The sequence below is a fragment of the Devosia yakushimensis genome (genome assembly GCF_030159855.1).
Lineage (GTDB): Bacteria > Pseudomonadota > Alphaproteobacteria > Rhizobiales > Devosiaceae > Devosia > Devosia yakushimensis.
Genome location: NZ_BSNG01000001.1, coordinates 171,839 through 189,097 on the forward strand (window position 1 = coordinate 171,839; position 17,259 = coordinate 189,097).

Annotated in this window: 21 protein-coding genes; 5 read left to right on the top strand and 16 right to left on the bottom strand. The window is 62.8% G+C overall.

Features of this window, described 5'->3' with window-relative positions; translation table 11 throughout:
- Nucleotides 1-14: 14 nt before the first annotated feature.
- The 3 genes from QQL79_RS00815 to ctrA form a co-directional block, all read right to left on the bottom strand.
- On the bottom strand, nt 15-881 hold the full coding sequence (locus QQL79_RS00815) for an alpha/beta fold hydrolase (protein ID WP_284386999.1): 867 nt from the start codon (nt 879-881) through the stop codon (nt 15-17).
- Nucleotides 882-968: 87 nt separating this feature from the next.
- Nucleotides 969-1,484 (bottom strand): DUF2867 domain-containing protein, encoded by a 516-nt coding sequence (locus tag QQL79_RS00820; RefSeq protein ID WP_284387000.1) that lies wholly within the window; start codon nt 1,482-1,484, stop codon nt 969-971.
- A gap of 122 nt (nt 1,485-1,606) precedes the next feature.
- The gene (gene ctrA, locus QQL79_RS00825) at nt 1,607-2,314 is read right to left on the bottom strand and encodes a response regulator transcription factor CtrA (protein WP_284387002.1); all 708 of its coding nucleotides are present in this window, start codon (nt 2,312-2,314) and stop codon (nt 1,607-1,609) included.
- 443 nt (nt 2,315-2,757) lie between these two features.
- On the opposite strand from ctrA, the gene fliI reads away from it, so the two are divergent.
- Nucleotides 2,758-4,080 (top strand): flagellar protein export ATPase FliI, encoded by a 1,323-nt coding sequence (fliI, locus tag QQL79_RS00830; protein ID WP_284387004.1) that lies wholly within the window; start codon nt 2,758-2,760, stop codon nt 4,078-4,080.
- A gap of 52 nt (nt 4,081-4,132) precedes the next feature.
- Nucleotides 4,133-4,543, top strand: a complete 411-nt coding sequence (fliJ, locus tag QQL79_RS00835) for a flagellar export protein FliJ (RefSeq protein WP_284387006.1) — start codon at nt 4,133-4,135, stop codon at nt 4,541-4,543.
- Between the two features lie 198 nt (nt 4,544-4,741).
- On the opposite strand, the gene QQL79_RS00840 is transcribed toward fliJ, so the two are convergent.
- From QQL79_RS00840 to QQL79_RS00865, 6 genes are all read right to left on the bottom strand, one after another.
- Nucleotides 4,742-5,149 (bottom strand): cytidine deaminase family protein, encoded by a 408-nt coding sequence (locus QQL79_RS00840; RefSeq protein ID WP_284387008.1) that lies wholly within the window; start codon nt 5,147-5,149, stop codon nt 4,742-4,744.
- Nucleotides 5,150-5,161: 12 nt separating this feature from the next.
- On the bottom strand, nt 5,162-5,572 hold the full coding sequence (locus QQL79_RS00845) for a SecDF P1 head subdomain-containing protein (protein ID WP_284387009.1): 411 nt from the start codon (nt 5,570-5,572) through the stop codon (nt 5,162-5,164).
- A gap of 147 nt (nt 5,573-5,719) precedes the next feature.
- On the bottom strand, nt 5,720-6,646 hold the full coding sequence (locus QQL79_RS00850) for a PRC-barrel domain-containing protein (RefSeq protein ID WP_284387011.1): 927 nt from the start codon (nt 6,644-6,646) through the stop codon (nt 5,720-5,722).
- A 72-nt stretch (nt 6,647-6,718) separates the two neighbouring features.
- Complete coding sequence (locus QQL79_RS00855) at nt 6,719-7,339, bottom strand: PRC-barrel domain-containing protein (RefSeq protein ID WP_284387013.1); 621 nt, start codon at nt 7,337-7,339, stop codon at nt 6,719-6,721.
- Between the two features lie 354 nt (nt 7,340-7,693).
- The gene (locus QQL79_RS00860) at nt 7,694-8,149 is read right to left on the bottom strand and encodes a GNAT family N-acetyltransferase (protein ID WP_284387016.1); all 456 of its coding nucleotides are present in this window, start codon (nt 8,147-8,149) and stop codon (nt 7,694-7,696) included.
- A gap of 57 nt (nt 8,150-8,206) precedes the next feature.
- Nucleotides 8,207-9,265 carry a zinc-binding metallopeptidase family protein gene (locus tag QQL79_RS00865; RefSeq protein ID WP_284387018.1) on the bottom strand — a complete coding sequence of 353 codons (1,059 nt, stop codon included), beginning with the start codon at nt 9,263-9,265 and terminating at the stop codon, nt 8,207-8,209.
- A 131-nt stretch (nt 9,266-9,396) separates the two neighbouring features.
- On the opposite strand from QQL79_RS00865, the gene QQL79_RS00870 reads away from it, so the two are divergent.
- Both QQL79_RS00870 and QQL79_RS00875 read left to right on the top strand, forming a co-directional pair.
- Nucleotides 9,397-10,008, top strand: a complete 612-nt coding sequence (locus QQL79_RS00870; protein ID WP_284387020.1) for a LysE family translocator — start codon at nt 9,397-9,399, stop codon at nt 10,006-10,008.
- Nucleotides 10,009-10,012: 4 nt separating this feature from the next.
- Nucleotides 10,013-10,522: a GNAT family N-acetyltransferase gene (locus tag QQL79_RS00875; protein ID WP_284387022.1), complete on the top strand. Its 510-nt coding sequence runs from the start codon at nt 10,013-10,015 to the stop codon at nt 10,520-10,522.
- On the opposite strand, the gene QQL79_RS00880 is transcribed toward QQL79_RS00875, so the two are convergent.
- Nucleotides 10,523-10,906 (bottom strand): VOC family protein, encoded by a 384-nt coding sequence (locus QQL79_RS00880; RefSeq protein WP_284387025.1) that lies wholly within the window; start codon nt 10,904-10,906, stop codon nt 10,523-10,525.
- Nucleotides 10,907-11,024: 118 nt separating this feature from the next.
- Between QQL79_RS00880 and QQL79_RS00885 the strand changes: the two genes are divergently transcribed.
- The gene (locus tag QQL79_RS00885) at nt 11,025-11,222 is read left to right on the top strand and encodes a DUF2934 domain-containing protein (RefSeq protein ID WP_284387027.1); all 198 of its coding nucleotides are present in this window, start codon (nt 11,025-11,027) and stop codon (nt 11,220-11,222) included.
- Nucleotides 11,223-11,292: 70 nt separating this feature from the next.
- On the opposite strand, the gene QQL79_RS00890 is transcribed toward QQL79_RS00885, so the two are convergent.
- The 6 genes from QQL79_RS00890 to fliG all read right to left on the bottom strand — a co-directional run bounded on the left by QQL79_RS00890 (nt 11,293) and on the right by fliG (nt 17,257).
- A complete protein-coding gene (locus tag QQL79_RS00890; RefSeq protein WP_284387029.1) occupies nt 11,293-11,571 on the bottom strand; it encodes a putative quinol monooxygenase in 279 nt (92 codons plus the stop codon).
- Nucleotides 11,572-13,707: a flagellar biosynthesis protein FlhA gene (gene flhA, locus QQL79_RS00895; RefSeq protein WP_284387031.1), complete on the bottom strand. Its 2,136-nt coding sequence runs from the start codon at nt 13,705-13,707 to the stop codon at nt 11,572-11,574.
- Between the two features lie 94 nt (nt 13,708-13,801).
- Nucleotides 13,802-15,169 (bottom strand): sigma-54-dependent transcriptional regulator FlbD, encoded by a 1,368-nt coding sequence (gene flbD, locus QQL79_RS00900; RefSeq protein WP_284387033.1) that lies wholly within the window; start codon nt 15,167-15,169, stop codon nt 13,802-13,804.
- Nucleotides 15,170-15,182: 13 nt separating this feature from the next.
- Nucleotides 15,183-15,473 (bottom strand): flagellar motor switch protein FliN, encoded by a 291-nt coding sequence (fliN, locus tag QQL79_RS00905; RefSeq protein ID WP_284392782.1) that lies wholly within the window; start codon nt 15,471-15,473, stop codon nt 15,183-15,185.
- Between the two features lie 50 nt (nt 15,474-15,523).
- Nucleotides 15,524-16,180: a FliH/SctL family protein gene (locus QQL79_RS00910; protein ID WP_284387035.1), complete on the bottom strand. Its 657-nt coding sequence runs from the start codon at nt 16,178-16,180 to the stop codon at nt 15,524-15,526.
- Nucleotides 16,181-17,257, bottom strand: coding sequence for a flagellar motor switch protein FliG (gene fliG, locus QQL79_RS00915; RefSeq protein ID WP_284387037.1), 1,077 nt, complete (start codon nt 17,255-17,257; stop codon nt 16,181-16,183).
- Nucleotides 17,258-17,259 lie beyond the last annotated feature (2 nt).

Consider the following 17,259-nt stretch of genomic DNA (forward strand, 5'->3'; position numbering starts at 1 on the left):
GTCCTTTCAAGAGGTTACTGCATGAACCCGGCTGGAGTCTCGCCCTGGAGAAAGGGCTCGATAAAGGCATGCAGCAATTCGACCTGGTTGATGACGGCCGTGTGGGAGGTGGCGGGAAGCACGGCCAGGCGCGAGGCCGGCAGCGGTTCACCCATGTCGCCCATCACACCGCCGCCGAGCAGGCGGAACAGGGCGACATTGTGCTCAAGCGTCGAGACATCGGCGTCCCCGGCAATGATCAGCATGGGCGCCTTGAGGACCTTGACGTCGGCCTCCCAGGCCATTGGCTCTTTTTCCAGGGCGATCAGTTTTTCGACCAGGGCGCGGAAGCCATCCTTGTTTACGGCCAGCTTCTTGTATTCATCCTCCATCGGGGTGCCCACGAACATTTCGGGCGCCATCTGCGGGATGAAGGCGGTGAAGGCTGGCTGCCAGCCGGAGACGTCGTAGGCTACCGAGGCGGCCACCAATTGGTCGACTTTTTCGGGGTGGCGGATGGCCAGTTGCAGAGCGGCGGCCGAGCCCATGGAATAGCCGAAGACGTCGGCCTTTTCGAGTTCGACGGCATCCATGAAGGCGGCAACGTCATCGGCCAGGTTGGGATAGGTGATCGGCCGGTCGATATCGGTGGTGCGGCCATGGCCCTGGAATTCGAGGGCATAGACGGTGTGGGTCTCGGCCAATTTGGGGATGATCTCGCCCATGCTCGGAATATTCATATAGGCGCCATGCAGGACGACCAGCGGGTCGCCGGAGCCGGAGACCTCATAATACATCTGCATGCCATTGACCTCGATGGTGTCGCCCTTGGGTTCGGACTGGGCGAAGGCGGTGCTGGTCAAGAGGGTCGTGGCGGCGATGATGGCGGCGGTGCGGAACATGAATGTCTCCTCAGATTGGGTGTTCTGAGCAGACAACGATTGGCGCGCGCAGATTTCGACATGGCGCACAAAGATTTTGTTCCGGCGTCAGGCCGGAGCGGTCAATCCGAGCTTACTGGCGTTGGCCAGGCACCGCGCCACGATCAGGCGGTGGAGGGGGTAGACCAGGGCGAGATAGGCGCGGCCGAAAAAATTGTGCGGCCTGACCCAGGTGCTGAGGCTCACGCAATCGGCGGTTTCGTCCTTGAGAATGGAGACGCGGAAATCGAGATGCTTGTCATTCGTGCCCAGGATCACTTCGTCGGCCGTGGCCGAATGGACCGCGAAAATGCCGGAATAGCTGCAGGTGTTGATCTGCTCGCGGGTTGGAGCGGCAATGTCGCGCGCAGTGCCGGTCTTGAGGCCGAAGGGCGCCATCAGCAGGTTGCGCAGTCCGAGCAGCACCCGCACCCAGCCGGGCATGTTGAAGAAGATGGCGATGGTCAGCCCGGCCGCGTCGGGGGCGGGATGGGGCAGGGGGACGCTCTGGCTGTCGAGGAAATCCCCTGCCTGGAAGTAGGTCATCAGGGCGCCGTCCGGCGGGTAGCGATAGGGCTTGCCCATTGGTGTGTTCTCCATCGTCACCCCGAGGCTAGTGGAGGCACCAAGCAAAAGCCCCGCGCGACACTGTCGCACGGGGCTGGTGAATTGTCGCAGTGGGCGATGCGGTCGCCCGCAGCGGCCTATCAGGCGACGTTTTCGGCGTAAGCTTCGTTTTCGTCGGGCTCGCGCAGCACATAGCCACGGCCCCAGACGGTTTCGATGTAGTTCTTGCCGCCGGTCGCAACGGAAAGCTTCTTGCGCAGCTTGCAGATGAACACGTCGATGATCTTGAGTTCGGGCTCATCCATGCCACCATAGAGGTGGTTGAGGAACATTTCCTTGGTGAGCGTGGTACCTTTGCGGAGCGAGAGCAGCTCCAGCATCTGGTATTCCTTGCCGGTGAGGTGCACGCGTTGGGTCTGAACTTCGACGGTCTTGGTGTCGAGGTTGACCGTGAGGTCGCCGGTCTGGATGACCGACTGGGCGTGGCCCTTGGAGCGGCGGACGATGGCGTGGATGCGGGCGACCAGTTCGTCCTTGTGGAACGGCTTGGTCATGTAGTCATCGGCGCCGAAGCCGAGGCCGCGAACTTTATCCTCGATACCGGCCAGGCCGGACAGGATGAGAATCGGGGTCTGTACCTTGGCGACGCGGAGGGTGCGGAGCACCTCGTAACCGCTCATGTCAGGCAGGTTCAGATCCAGAAGGATGATGTCGTAATCGTAGAGTTTTCCGAGATCGACGCCTTCTTCACCGAGATCGGTGGTGTAGACGTTGAAGCTTTCGGACTTGAGCATCAACTCGATGCTCTGCGCTGTGGCGCTGTCGTCCTCAATAAGGAGTACCCGCATTAATATTCCCCTTGTCATTCGTTCCTGCTGGAACACATGAGGTCCGGCGGTGGCAGCCGCCTCATGCCCAACCCTACTGGATATGACTGAACCCTAAGCCCAAATAGTTAACAAAGTTTAATTCCGTTCTGCAATACGCAAACGGCATTAGGATGAATTAAGTTTAAGTCATTGAAATTTATAGGTTAATTCTATCAATTTTTCTTAAGAAAATGGTTTAAGAAGACGTTGCAAGCGACTCTGGAGACTCAAGCAATGGCGGCTATGTCAGGGGTTTAGAGCAGAGACGGCGGCAGGGCGCGGACGGAATGCTCCGACACTGATAATAGCGCTTTTTGCTTAACGTTGCGTTACCATCTGATTCGCGGGTCGGCCCGCAAATGCGGCGGCGGAAACCATGTCCCGCCACAGAGATGAACGGGTTCCGAACGGATAATGAACCGATGAAGGCACTGATTTCGGCGATCGAGGCCATCGACGATGTCGAGATATTCGGCCGGGTCAAGTCCGTGCAGGGCCTGCTCATGGAAATTGTCGGGCCGGTGCGGGAATTGCGCGTGGGCGGCAGGGTCAAGATCGAGACCGTCAATGGCGAGCATCTGGCGGCCGAAATCATCGGTTTCAAGGCCGGGCATGCTCTGTGCCTGCCATTCGGGCAATTGGCCGGCGTGCGGCTCGGTTGCAAGGCGATCTTCCAGCGCCATGATGGCGCGGCCTTCCCCTCGGAGGGGTGGCTGGGCCGGGTGATCAATGCCAATGGCGAGCCGATCGACGGCAAGGGGCCACTGCCGCGCGGGTCGGTAGCCTATCCGCTGCAGCAATCGCCGCTGGCCGCGCATGACCGGGTGCGGGTGGGCGAGCCGCTGGACCTGGGTGTGCGGTGCCTCAATACCTTTACGACCGTGTGCGAGGGGCAGCGGCTGGGCATTTTCGCCGGTTCGGGTGTCGGCAAGTCGGTGCTGATGAGTATGCTGGCGCGCAATACCAATGTGGACGTGGCGGTGATCGGGCTGATCGGCGAGCGCGGGCGCGAGGTGCATGAATTCATCCAGGAATATCTGGGTGAAGAGGGCCTTGCCAATGCGGTGGTGGTGGTCGCCACCTCGGACGAGGCGGCGCTGATGCGGCGGCAGGCGGCCTATATGAGCCTGGCGCTCTCCGAATTTTTCCGCGACCAGGGGCGGCGGGTTCTCTGTATGATGGATAGCCTCACCCGCTTTGCCATGGCGCAGCGCGAGATTGGGCTGGCCATCGGGGAGCCGCCCACGGCCAAGGGCTATCCGCCAACCGTGTTCACAGAATTGCCGCGATTGTTGGAACGCGCGGGGCCGGGAACGCCGACAACGGGTTCTGTTACCGGTCTCTTTACCGTTTTGGTAGAAGGTGATGATCACAATGAGCCCATCGCGGACGCCGTTCGCGGCATTCTCGACGGGCATATCGTGATGGAGCGCGGGATTGCCGAACGGGGTCGTTACCCGGCGGTCAACGTGCTTCGGTCCATCTCGCGCACCATGCCAGGGTGCGTACCGGCCGATATGCGGCCGGTCCTGGCCAAGGCGCGGGAATTCATGTCCATTTTCTCGGACATGGAGGAGCTGATCCGGCTGGGGGCTTACCGGAAAGGGTCAGATCCGAAAGTGGACCGCGCGATCGCGCTCTATCCGGCGCTGGAGGCCTTTCTGGGCCAGAGCCGGGAAGAGACGACGACAATTGCCGAGGGCTATAAAATGCTCGAAGCGATCGTCAGCGAGGCAGCGGTCTGAAGGGGCGGTGTATTGGCCCCGGAACTGACTTGATGTGTAAGGAGTACAGGTCTTGAAATCGCGCAGCGAGAGCCTCATCCGGCTCAAGAAGTTCCAGGTGGACGAAAAACGCCGCCAGGTCAGCCAGATCGAGATGATGGTCAATGACTTCGAGCGCATGGCCGGTGAACTCGACCAGCAGATCGAAATCGAGCAGACCAAGACCGGCATTTCGGACGTGGCCCATTTTGCCTATTCGACTTTCGCCAAGGCGGCCCTCGCCCGGCGCGATAACCTGCTGGCCTCGGCCACCGATATGCGCGCCAAGCTCGAAACGGCCCAGGATGCGCTGGCCGAAGCCATCGAAGATCTCAAGAAGGTCGAATTGCTCGATCAGCGCGAGCATCAGCGGGAAGCCGCCGAACAGCTCAAGGCCGAACAGGCCGATTATGACGAGATCGGCCGGTTGCGGTTCCGCAATTAGGTGAAGCGATCGGAGAGATTTAAAAGGGGCCCGCGGAAGTGGGCCTTTTTTGTTTTGGATGGCTGCGGAAGCACCCCACCCTGCTCGATTACTGACTTAGCGAAGGACTAAGTCCGTTGCTTCCCCTCACAAGAGGGAGGGTGAGGGGGGACTGATGGTTCTTTGTGGGTGGTATTGGACGCCTGGAGGGCGGCACCGCTAGAGGTCCAGCGGCCTGGGCCATTCGTGATGTGGGATGAGGTCGCGCAGTATTGCCGTTCGATCGGTATCGAGGATGATTTCGGCATCGAGATTGGCGTCGTCGAGCTGCCGCATGAATTCGCGACAGACGCCGCAGGGCGGCAGGACGTGGAGCTGTCCGGTTTCGTCGTTGCGCCATACGGCAACGACCTGGCGTATCCGGTATTCGCCATGGGTGACCATGGTCGCTAGCGCACTGCGCTCGGCGCATAATCCCCAGCTCGGGGTATCGACGCAAACGCCGGGATAGACCGCTCCGCTGCCCGAAACCACCATTGCTCCAACATCGCCGAAGAGGCGGCCGGCCGAGGTCCGGTGCGGCTTGAGCAATTGGGCGGCTTGCTCGATGAGGTCGCGATTTTTCATGGCCGGTTCCGCCTAACGCTTCTGCTTGGCCAGTTTCAGTTCGACCACCGCATCCTGGGCGCTGAGCTGGTCGGCCATGACCTGCAATTCTGCGGCGGTAAAATTGCCGGTGAGCATGAGCGATGTGCTGATGATCGGCGTCTGGATCACCGGGGAGGTGATGAGCTTGCCATCGATGGTGACATTCACCGTCCTGCCGACATTGGCGGCGGTGAATGTTGCCATGTCCTGCTGGCTGGCGGGGGTCAGGCTGAGCTCAAGCTGATTGAGGCCGGACAGGGGGTCGATGACGACCTCAGCCGTTTCGACGCCGAGGCGCAAGGGTTGAGCCTGGGCGGGGGTGAGGCCGGCAAGCAGGATGAGAGCAATGAGAAGGTAACGCAGCATATCGCGATGGTAGCGCGGATTTTGCGGGAATGACATTGCGGTTTTAGACGAGGCCATGGAACAAACCGGGCCGGCTTTCCCTCGTTCTGTGCGTGTGATGCACCCCGCCCTTGATCCCTCCCCACAAGGGGAGGGGAGACGACGGAGCCGCGGGCCCTCAGCTGCGCTAGGGGGGAGCGTATCCTAAGGGGTAACGACCATGCGCTGGGTGGTCCGTTGGGCCTGGTAGGTGTCGGGGTCGTATTCCGGCTGGGCTTCGAGCTGGTCGCGCGAGGTGTTGAGGAACAGATAGCGCTGGCCATTGGTGTCGGATGAAAAGGTGAGGTTTTCAAAGGCGACGGCGACCGGCTTGCCGCCCAGGCCGAGAAAGCCGCCGACATCGACGATGAGGGCATCGGAATTGCCCTGGGGGGTGAGGACGACGTCGCTGATGGCGCCGATCTGCTCATTGTCCCGGCCATAGACCGGAATGCCGCGCAACTCGTCGGCGCTGAGATCGGCCTGGTTGACGGCCGTCATGCCGGAGCGATCGGGCGTGGTGGTGATCACCGGGCGCTCGGGCTGGTCGGTGGTGAGGGAGGGATCGAGCGGGGTGGCATTGGGATTGCCATCCACCAGCTGGTTCTGCTCCTGCTGGGTGGTCAGGGCCGGCTTGCCGGTCGCCTCCTCGCTGTCGGTCCAGATAAAGGCGGGCGCTTCTGCCAGTTCTTCCCGGGTGATTTCGAGCACCCAGCGGCGCGAACCGTCCTCGCGCCGGGCCCAGGTCAGTTCGGCGAAATCGACTGCGACATCTTTCTCGCCCACACCCAGAAAACCACCGACGCCGATGACCACGGCCGAAATCCCCATGCCGGACGTGACCACCATATTGTTGATGGTGCCGATCTCGCGGGCATTGTCGGCGACCGACGAATAGACTTTCTGGCCCAAAAGCTTGGTCACCAGAACATCCTGGTCATCGGTTGCATAGCCCTCGGACAGGACGGTGGGCGGAGTGAGCCCGCTTTGTTCAAGCTCGGTAGGGGCAGTGGGGGCGGGCGCGCTGTCCTGCGCGGCGGCCGGCATGGCCAGCAGCAGGGACAGGGCGGAGACGGTGACGAAGTGGCGCATGAAATATCCTTGGCTCGAACGCAGAAGGGCCGGCCCGCGGGCCGGCCCTCCATTCCACAATTCGCGAAGGGGTCAGTTGGTTGCCGGAGCCGGCGCCATGGCGTCACCACCGGCCGGGGCCGGGGCTGCGCCATCGGCGGGGGCAGCGCCATCCACGGGCTCATCCTCGGCCCAGACGAAATCGGGGGCGGTGGTCAGGGCCTCAGCGGTGGTCGGCAGGACCCAGCGTTCGGTATTGTCGGCCGCCAGGGTGAATTCGAGCGCGTTGAAATCGACGGCCACGGCTTTTTCGCCAATGCCGAGGAACCCGCCGACGCCGATCACCACGGCGGTGATCTGGCCGCCTTCGTCAAAGACGATATCGGAGATATTGCCGATTTCCTCACCTTCCTCGCCGGCGGCCGAATAGACGGGCTGGCCGATCAGGCGGGTGCCCAGATTGTCGGTATCGGCGGCCGTATAGCCGGCGGACATGTCCCAGGGCTCGTTGACATCGGTGGTTTGGGCGGCGCCGGTATCGACGGAGTCAGCGGGTGCAGGCGCTTCGGGCGCGGGAGCAGCCGGAGCTTCGGGCGTGGCCGGAGCTTCGGTGGTGGCGGGGGCCTCCGGCGCTGGGGCCGGCGTTTCCTGGGCCATGGCAGGCGCGGCAAGCAGCAGCGCTATGGCCGAAGTGGTCAACAGGGTGCGGATCATTGTAGGCTCCTTAGGTTCATCGGTTCGGTGAACAGGGCCGTGCGGTGCAAAACTTGCGAGGTGGCGCACCGTGCGGCCCATTATGTAGGGGTCAACGTCACGACGGCGTGAGACGTTCCGAAGGATTTTTCCGGCTTTTTCGGGAACGAAATTGAAAAGGCCGGCTCTCAAGCGAGGCCGGCCTTCTCCGCCTCCCTGGGCGGTTTTTCGTTCTTGGAGGGCGCTTGCGCCGTTTGGCGCGCGGTACTCCCGACATGGCCGACAATAGCGCAAGGGCGATGACGGGGCACGCAGGACCCTGTGGCAGGCTTAATGGGTTGCTAACTGGTTAACGGGCCGCGTGCAATTTGTCGCTCAGGTGAGCACGGCCGTTTCGCGGTCATAGGTGCGCATGGCGCGGTGGGGCATGCCGCCATCCTGGAATTCGGGGCCGAAGGCGGCAAAGCCGAGTTTTTCGTAGAAACCCAGCTTGTCGGATTGCGAGGTGAGGTAGAAGCGCTCGTGACCCTGGGCTCGGGCATGCTCCATGGCGGCGACCATCATCAGCTTGGCAATACCTCGGCCGCGAAAGGCGGCGCGCACGGCGACGCGGCCGATCTTGATATGCTCGGGCTTATCGAGCAGGCGCAGCGTACCCACCACCTCGCCTTCGGCGATGGCGACGAAATGGGTGGCGGTGAGATCGTCGGCGTCGTTTTCCTCGTTTTCGGGGACTTTCTGTTCCCAGACGAAAACTTCGCGCCGCAGCGCGAAGGCGGCGTTGCAGAGCGTGGAAAAGGGCGGGACGGTGAGAATGGTGATGGCTGACATGGCCGGACCATAGCCGAGCGGGTGGTGGGGCGGGAAGGGGATTGTGCCATTCCCAGGCTATCCCATCCGGCCATGCACCAGGTCGTGTAAGAAGCCCAGTTTTTCGATGACCTGCGGCGTGAGGATGAAGGGATAGGCGTCGGGATGGCCCATGGCGCGGTTGAGATTGTTGAGCATGGCGGCCAGGGGCACCCAATTGTCGATGATGGTTTGCATGTCAGGGGCGGCATAGGGGTCGAAATCCAGGCGGACGGCCAGGGATATATCCTCGGTTTTGGGGCGGGCGCGGACGCCGAAGGCCGCCGCCATTTCGACCGTGTCGGTGATGTGCAGGTAATGGGCGAAGGTTTCGGCGAAATCCTCCCAGGGATGGGAAGTGGCATAGGCGCTGATATGGGTCTGCGGCCAGCCGGCGGGGGCGCCATTGGCGTAATAGGACGCCAGGCTTTGGGCATAGTCGGCGGTTTCGTCGCCGAAGAGGGCGCGGAAGCGGGCCAGAGCGGGGGTGCCGGCGACCAGCAGGTCCCAATAATGGTGGCCGATCTCGTGGCGGAAATGGCCAAGCAGGGTGCGATAGGGCTCGCCCATGGCGGTGCGGCGGCTCTCGCGTTCCGCATCGTCGGCTTCGGCCAGGGCGATGGTGATGATGCCGCTATCGTGCCCGGTCAGAACCGGTATTGGTTCGACCGGCATATCGGCCAGAAAGCGGAATGACAGGCCGTGTTCGGGGTCTTCGCTCCGGGTGTGGAGCGGGAGCTGCAGGCGCAGCAGGGAATAGAACAGGCGCTTTTTGGCGCGTTCGATGATCTGCCAGCGGCTGAGGTTCAAGGGATCGCTCAGCGCGGGAATGGTGTCGTTGTGGCGGCAGGCGGAACAATAGATGTCGCCGCCCGGCATGGCGGGGATCAGCCAATTGCAGGCGCCATGGCGGGCATTGTCGCAGAAGATATAAGTCTCGCCGGCAAAGGCGGGCGTCGACCACAGGCCATTCGCTTCGGCCAGCGAGACCAGGGCGTTGCGATCGGGAAGATAGCCGAGCCTATGGCCGCAGCGTTCGCACACCGCGTTTTCGAAATAAACGGTGTTGCCACAATGATCGCAGACAAACAGTTTCATGAAAGCCCCTGGCGTGCCGAGCGGATAATGCGCGAAGCGGTGCGGCGTTCCGTGGGGAGAATGTGGCAAGGCGGCTGGCGCCGGCATGCCGATCGGGGGCATGATCGCATCAAGCGCCGGAGGGGGTGGCTATGAGCATCGAATTCCTGATCACCACGCTGATCGTGGTTGTGTCGCCCGGCACCGGGGCGCTTTATACGATTGCTGCGGGCCTGAGCCGGGGTGGCAAGGCCAGCGCGGTGGCCGCGTTCGGCTGCACACTGGGCATCGTGCCCCATATGCTGGCGGCCATCACCGGCCTGGCGGCAATCCTGCATACCAGCGCCCTGGCGTTCGAAATCATCAAATATCTCGGTGTTGCCTATCTGCTCTACATGGCCTGGACCACTCTGCGCGAGACCGGTGCGCTCAGCGTCGATCAGGACGTGACGCCCAAATCGGCGCGCAAGGTGATCGTCGAAAGCATCCTGATCAATATCCTCAACCCCAAGCTCTCGATCTTCTTTTTTGCCTTCCTGCCGCAATTCGTGCCGGCCAGCGCGCCTAATGCCCTGCCGCGCATGCTCGAGCTCAGCGCTGTCTTCATGGGCATGACCTTTGCGGTTTTCGTGCTCTACGGACTGTTTGCCGCCGCGATCCGTGGGCATGTGATCAGCCGGCCGGCCATAATGGTCTGGATGCGCCGCACTTTTGCCGGCGCATTTGTCCTGCTGGGCGCAAAATTGGCGCTGACGGAGCGGTAACGCGGTGGCCGTCAGCATCAGGCCGTTTCTGGCCCGGGATATAGAAAAGATACTGGCTACTGACGGTGGACCGGCATGGAAACGGTGGCCAGAGCCCTGGCACGACATCGTTCGACAGCGGGACGAGGGCTTGCGCACTGTACTGATTGCAGCGGATGACGGTGAGGTTACTGGCTATGGCAGCCTGATCTGGCAATCGCGCTATGCCCGCTTTCGAGACGCGGATGTGCCTGAGATCAGTGATCTCGTAATCGCTCAGTCTCGGCGAGGCGAGAGGATCGGCGCGCTGCTACTGCAGGCGCTCGAGGCGGAAGCCATCCGTGCCGGCAAGGCCGTGGTGGGGATAGGTGTGGGTCTCTATGCAGACTATGGGGCCGCTCAGCGTCTCTATGTTTCGCAGGGCTACGTGCCCGATGGGCACGGCATAACCTACGACTATGCCGATATTGCACCTGGTGCGTCCGTTCTATTGGACGACGACCTAATCTTATGGATGCTCAAACGGCTGGAATAGTCAGGCGTTGTTGAAACCCTGGGTGGTGGCCAGCCACCAGGTGGTGCCGGACGGGTCTGCTATGCCGCAACGGCGGTCGGGGTCGGCTTTCTGCATGGGTTCCTGCACGACCTTGCCACCGGCAGCGCGGGCCAGCTCGAAGCTCTGGTCGACATCGGGCACATAGACGTGGATATGGGCCTGGCTTGTCGCGCCGGGCGCCTGGCCGAGCATCAGGATTGTGTCATCGATCTTGAATTCGACATGGCTCAGCGCGCCGCTTTCGTCGCTGTGTTCCAGCGTCGGCTCCGTGCCGAAAACGGCCTTGATGAAATCGATCACGGGCCTTGCGTCGTTGACGATGAGGTAGGGCGACAGACTATTATGGTCGGCTGGTTTGTACATGATGGTTTCCTCCGGTTGGAGGGGCAATGAAAGCGGGCCCCGATAGTTCCACCACCAGGCAACCGACAGTTCTGCCGAACGTTCTAGTCCCCAAGGCCAATCATGCAGGGAGATGAAAATGATCGGATGGGATGAAGGACGAATTCGCCACCGGGCCTATCTGCTTTGGGAGAAGGCAGGGTGGCCCGAGGGGCGGGACCAGGAATTCTGGCATCTGGCCGAAGAGGAACTGAGCCGCGAGGACGAGGCCGATTTGTCCAAGGAAGACGGCGAGATCAAGGTGCCGCCGCTGCCCGCGGGGCATATTCTACAGTAAGGCTTGGGGCTTGAGCCGGGTTTGCGACGAGATCGCACCCCTCACCCGTCAAGGGGCGGGAGGCAGCCCGCTATTCCGTGCGGATCGAATAGTGTCGCGCCAGGCCGGCGGTGATGTTGGCCCAGGCCGAGGCGGAGGCCCGTTTCTGGTGGGCGTCGAATGCCGCCTGGTCGGCGAAGGTTTCCGAAACCAGGAAATGGGTGGGGTCTTCCGGGCTTTGGGTGACCGAGAAGCTGAGGCATCCGGGTTCGGCGCGGGTGAGGGCGATGTGCTCGGGCAAAGCCTGTTGCACCGCTTCGAGCCGGTCGGGGGGAACTTCGAGATAGCCGGTGAGAAAGACCTTGCCCAATCAGATGCTCCCCACTGTCTTGAGGCGGATGCGGGGATGGACCTCGTTCTGGCTCATGACCACGGTTTGCGGGCGGAAGCGCTCGATGATGGAGCGGACATGGGGGCGGATGGAGGGTGAGGTGATGAGCACGGGCAATTCGCCCATCTGGGCGGCGCGTTCATAGCCCTGCTGGATGGCGGCGATGAATTGCTGCAGGCGCGAAGGCGCCATGGCCAGGTGCCGGTTGTCGCCATCGCCCACCATGGCTTCGGCAAAGTCGCGTTCCCATTGCGGGGAGAGGGTCAGCAGCGGCAGATTGCCATCGGGGCCCAGATTGGCGGCGCAGATCTGGCGGGCGAGGCGGGAGCGGACATGCTCGGCAATCATCTGCGTCGAGCGGCCCGGGCCGGCGATTTCGGCAATGCCTTCGAGAATGGTCGAGAGATCGCGGATCGAGATGCGCTCGGTCAAAAGGGTCTGCAGCACGCGCTGGACGCCGGAGACCGAGATGAGGCCGGGGACGATATCTTCCACCAGCTTCTGCTGTTCCTTGGGCAGGCCCGAGAGCAGGGACTGCACATTGGCATAGTTGAGCAGGTCCGCGACATTGGCCTTGAGCACTTCGGTGAGGTGCGTGGAGATGACGGTCGAGGGGTCGATGATGGAGAGGCCGCGCAATTCGGCCTCGTCGCGCAGGGCAGGTTCGATCCAGGTGGCCGGCAGCCCGAATGTGGGCTCGGTCGTGTGGTGGCCGGGCAGGTCGATCGTATTGCCCATGGGGTCCATAACCATCAGCTGATTGGCGAAAATCTGGCCGTGGCCGGCTTCCACTTCCTTGATGCGGACTTTGTAATCATTGGGTTCGAGCTGCATATTGTCGAGAATGCGGACCGGGGGCATGACGAAGCCCAGTTCGGTCGCGAGCTGCCGGCGCAGAGCCTTGATCTGTTCGGTCAGGCGGTCCGAACCGGTCTCGTCTTCCTTGACCAGGCTCAACAGGCCATAACCCAGCTCGAGCTTGAGTTCGTCGATCTTGAGGCTGTCGGTGATCGGCGCTTCGGCCTGGGGGGCATTGGCGCCGCCGGGCTGGCTGGCGGCCGTGGCGGTCTTGAGTGCTTCCTCGGCCGTCCTGGTCGCCTTGCCGCGTGAAGCACGCAGGGCGAGGTAACCCACTCCGCCGGCCAGGGCCAGGAAGGGAATGATCGGCATGCCGGGCAGCAGGGCCAGCGAGGCCATGACAGCGGCCGACATGCCCAGGGCCTTGGGATAGCCGGTGAACTGGGAGGACAGGGCCTTGTCGGCCGAGCCGGTAACGCCTGATTTGGAGACCAGGATACCAGCGGCAGTCGAAACGATCAGCGCAGGAATCTGGGAGACCAGGCCGTCGCCGATGGTCAGCAGGGTATAGACATTGCCCGCTTCCTGGAAGGAAAGCCCCTCCTGCATCATGCCGATGAGAATGCCGGCCGAGACGTTGATGAAGGTGATGATGAGGCCGGCAATGGCGTCGCCGCGCACGAACTTGCTGGCGCCGTCCATGTTACCGAAAAAGGCGCTTTCCCCTTCCAGTTCCGCCCGACGCTGCCTGGCGGCGGCCTCATCGATAAGGCCGGCGCTGAGATCGGCGTCGATGGCCATCTGCTTGCCGGGCATGGCATCGAGGTTGAAGCGGGCGGCAACTTCGGCAATGCGGCCCGAACCCTTGGTGATGACGATGAAATTGACGATCACCAGGATGATGAAGACCACGGCGCCGATGACGAAATTGCCGCGGGTGATGAAAGTGCCGAAGGCCTCGATGACGTGACCGGCGGCGGCGGTGCCATTGTGCCCTTCCGACAGGATCAGGCGTGTGGTGGCCAGGTTCATGCCCAGCCGCAGCATGGTGGCGATGAGCAGCACGGTGGGAAAGGACGAGAATTCCAGCGGCTTCTGGATGAAGAGCGCCGTCATCAGGATCATCACCGAAAAGACGATCGAGATAGCGAGCAGCGCATCGACCATCAGCGGCGGCAGAGGCACGATGAGGATGAAGATCAGCCCCATGATCCCAGTGGCGAGCGCGATATCGCCCGACCGGAGCAGGTCGAAGATCGAGGAGACCGAGGGAATGTTGAAAGCCGGGCGGGCGCGGCCGGTGGGGAGGTCGGTCATAGGGTTTGATCACCGGCGTCAGACATGCGCCTCCCTTCCCTCAAGGGGAAGGGGAGGAACGGAGATGCGGGCTTTGTGGTCAAACCCATCTGCATCAAGCCACCGAGCGCCGCTCGCCGGGTTCGGGCACGTTGGTGCCTTCCTCGGCATATTGATTGAGCTTGTTGCGCAGGGTGCGGATCGAGATGCCCAGGATATTGGCGGCGTGGGTGCGGTTGCCCAGGGTGTGGTCGAGGGTATCGAGGATCAGGTCGCGTTCCACATCGGCCACGGTGCGGCCGACCAGGGCGGCGGACATGGTCTGGGCGGTCTGGGCCAATTGGGCCGAAAGGCTGCTGGCGGAAGCGGCTTCGGCCAGGCCCATGCCATCGGGCAGGACGATGGCGTCGGGGCCGATAATGTCGCCCGATGAGAGCAAGACGGCGCGGTGCAGGGTATTTTCCAGCTCGCGGACATTGCCGGGCCAGGGGGCCTTGAGCAGGGCCTCGCGGGCTTCGGCGGAGAGGGCGCGCGGGGGCAGGCCATTGGCCTTGGCATATTTGGCGACGAAGTGCTCGGAGAGGGCCGCGATATCGCCGGGGCGGTCGCGCAGCGGGGGGAGCTTGAGATTGACCACATTGAGGCGGAACAGCAGATCCTCACGGAAACTGCCTTCGCGCACCGCCTCGTTGAGGTTGCGGTTGGAGGTGGCCAGTATCCGGATATCAACGGGGACGGGCTTAGTGCCGCCGACGCGGTCGATAATGCGTTCCTGAATGGCGCGCAGCAGCTTGGCCTGGAGGCGCACGTCCATTTCGCTGATTTCGTCGAGCAGGAGCGTACCGCCCGAGGCTTCCTCGAACTTGCCGATGCGGCGGGCGATGGCGCCGGTAAAGGCGCCTTTCTCGTGGCCGAACAGCTCGGATTCGAGCAGGGCTTCGGGAATGGCGGCGCAATTGACCGAGATGAAGGGTTTTCCCGCGCGCTTACTGCGGGCATGGACGTGCTTGGCAATGACTTCCTTGCCGGTGCCGCTCTCGCCGGTGATGAGGATCGAGGCGTCCGAGCCGGCGATCTGCTCCGCCATCTTGACGACGCGGTCCATGGCCGGGTCGCGATAGAGGAATTCGGAGCTGTCGCGGGCGACGGCGGCGATGACGGCAGCGATCAGTTCAGCATCGGGCGGCAAAGGAATATATTCCTTGGCGCCGGCGCGGATGGCGTTGACGGCGGCGGCGGCATTGGTTTCGACACCGCAGGCGACCACCGGAATGGCGATACGCTCGGCTTCGAGCCCGGCGATCAGCCCGGCAATGTCCATCATGACATCGACCAGCAGCAGATCGGCGCCGCGTCCGGCGCGCAGGGAAGCCAGGGCGATTTCGATGGAGGGGGCGTGGGCCACCTTGGCGCCGCCATCCATCGCCATCTTGGTGGCGGTGCTGAGCTGGCCTTCAAGGGCCCCGATAATGAGGAGACGCATGGCTTCCGGGCTCCTATTGGGGCTTGATGATTTCGGTCATGGTGACGCCGAGCCGGCCTTCGACCAGCACGATTTCACCACGCGCGACCAGGCGGTCATTAACGAAGATTTCGACGGCTTCGCCGACCTGGCGGTCCAGTTCGATGACGGTGCCGGTATCGATGCGCAGCAATTGGCTGACCGGCATCTTGGTGCGGCCGAGCACGACCGAGATGCGGACGTGAACGTCGAAGACCGCTTCGAGGTCGGCGGCGCTGCGCTCGGTATAGGTCTCGGGGCCGCCGCGCTGGCCGGGCGGGGCCATTTCTTCGAAGCTGATGCCTTCTGGGGCGGCGATATCATTGGGATCGGGGGTCAATGTCCGGTCTCCTCCTGCTGGGCAGCAGCGGATGCATGCGCGTTGAGATAGGCCGAGATGGCCCTGTCGATGTCGGCCGAGATGGCGGCGATGTCGCGCACCAGGCCCCCGTCGACCCATTCGAGACGCCCGTCGCTGAGGCGCTGGTCGGGATCGCCCATGACCACCAGACGCCCGGAAAAGCCCGAGGTCTGCATGTGGCTGGTGGCGATGTCGCGGATGGCGTCGGCAATGTCGGGGTGGCAGCGCACCACCAGGTGCGGCACGCCATTGAGGCTAGCCATGCATTCGGCGATCAGCGTGTCGAGTTCGGTGGTGGGGTAGCGGGCCAGCAGGTGCAGCGCCAGCTTGCGGCCGACGCTGGCGGCCAGCTCCACTGCCTCACGGCGGTTGAGCGCTGCGGCGTCATCGAGGGCCGCGGCCATTTCGGCGGTGCGGGTGGCGAGCGATCCGGCGGCGGCGGCAAGGGTCTGCGCGGCCATGGCGGTGGCGTTCTGCTCGCCCTGGGCCAGGCCCTCGGCATAGCCATCTTCGCGCGCCTGGGCGACGAGCTGGGCCACCAGGTCTTCGGGCACGGTCGGGCGGATGGGAGCGGCCATGGTGGGGCGCTCGCCCAGGTCCAGATCGAAGGTGAAACGTGCTGCCTGTGCCACTTACGCCACCATCTGATCGTCGGATTTGGTCTTGAGGATGATGATCTCCCCCTTGGCGGCCAGATCCTTGGCGGTGGAGACCATGCGGCCCTGGGCCTCGTCGACATCCTTGAGGCGCACCGGACCCATTGTTTCCATGTCGTCGCGCAGGAGCTTGGCCGAACGGGCGGACATGTTGGCGAAGAAGAAATCCTTGATGGTCTCGTTGGCGCCCTTGAGCGAGAGGGCCAGTTCGCGCTTGTCCATGCGCTGCAGCAGGGTCTGCATGGCAGAGGCCTCGAGGCGGGTGAGGTCTTCGAAGGTGAACATCAGCGCCTTGATGCGTTCGGCATCCTCGCGGCTGTTTTCTTCGAGCGAGGTGATAAAGCGGGCCTCGGTCTGGCGGTCGAAACTGTTGAAGATTTCGGCCATCTGCTCGTGGCTGTCGCGGCGTTTGGTGTGGCTGAGCGTGGACATGAATTCGGTGCGCAGGGTGGTCTCGATCTTTTCGAGGATTTCCTTCTGCACGGGATCAAGCCCCAGCATGCGCTGTACCACATTCATCGCCAGTTCCTCGGGGAGAATGGCGAGCACCTTGGAGGCGTGGTCGGGCGCGATCTTGGACAGCACCACGGCAATGGTCTGGGGATATTCGTTCTTGAGATAGGCGGCGAGCACGTCTTCCTGCACGTTGCTCAGCTTTTCCCACATGTTGCGGCCGGCGGGACCGCGGATTTCTTCCATGATGGAATCCACCCGCTCGGGGGGCAGGAAGCTCAGCAGCAGGCGCTCGGTGGAATCGGTATTGCCCGAGAGCGAGCCATTGGAGGAAATGGTGGTGACGAATTCGATCATCAGGTCGTCGAGCATTTCCTGGGTGATCGGGCCCAGCCGCACCATGGCGCGCGACAGCGCCTTGATTTCGAGCTCATCCAGCTCGTCGAAAATCGGCTTGCCGTAATCGGGACCCAAAGCGAGCAGAAGTGCAGCCGCTTTCTCGTCGCCGCGCAGCACGCGATTGTCGGCGCCGCCGCCAACCACCAGCTGGCGGGGGGCGGTGGCGTCGGGAATATCGAGCGATTGGGAAACCAGGGCCATGT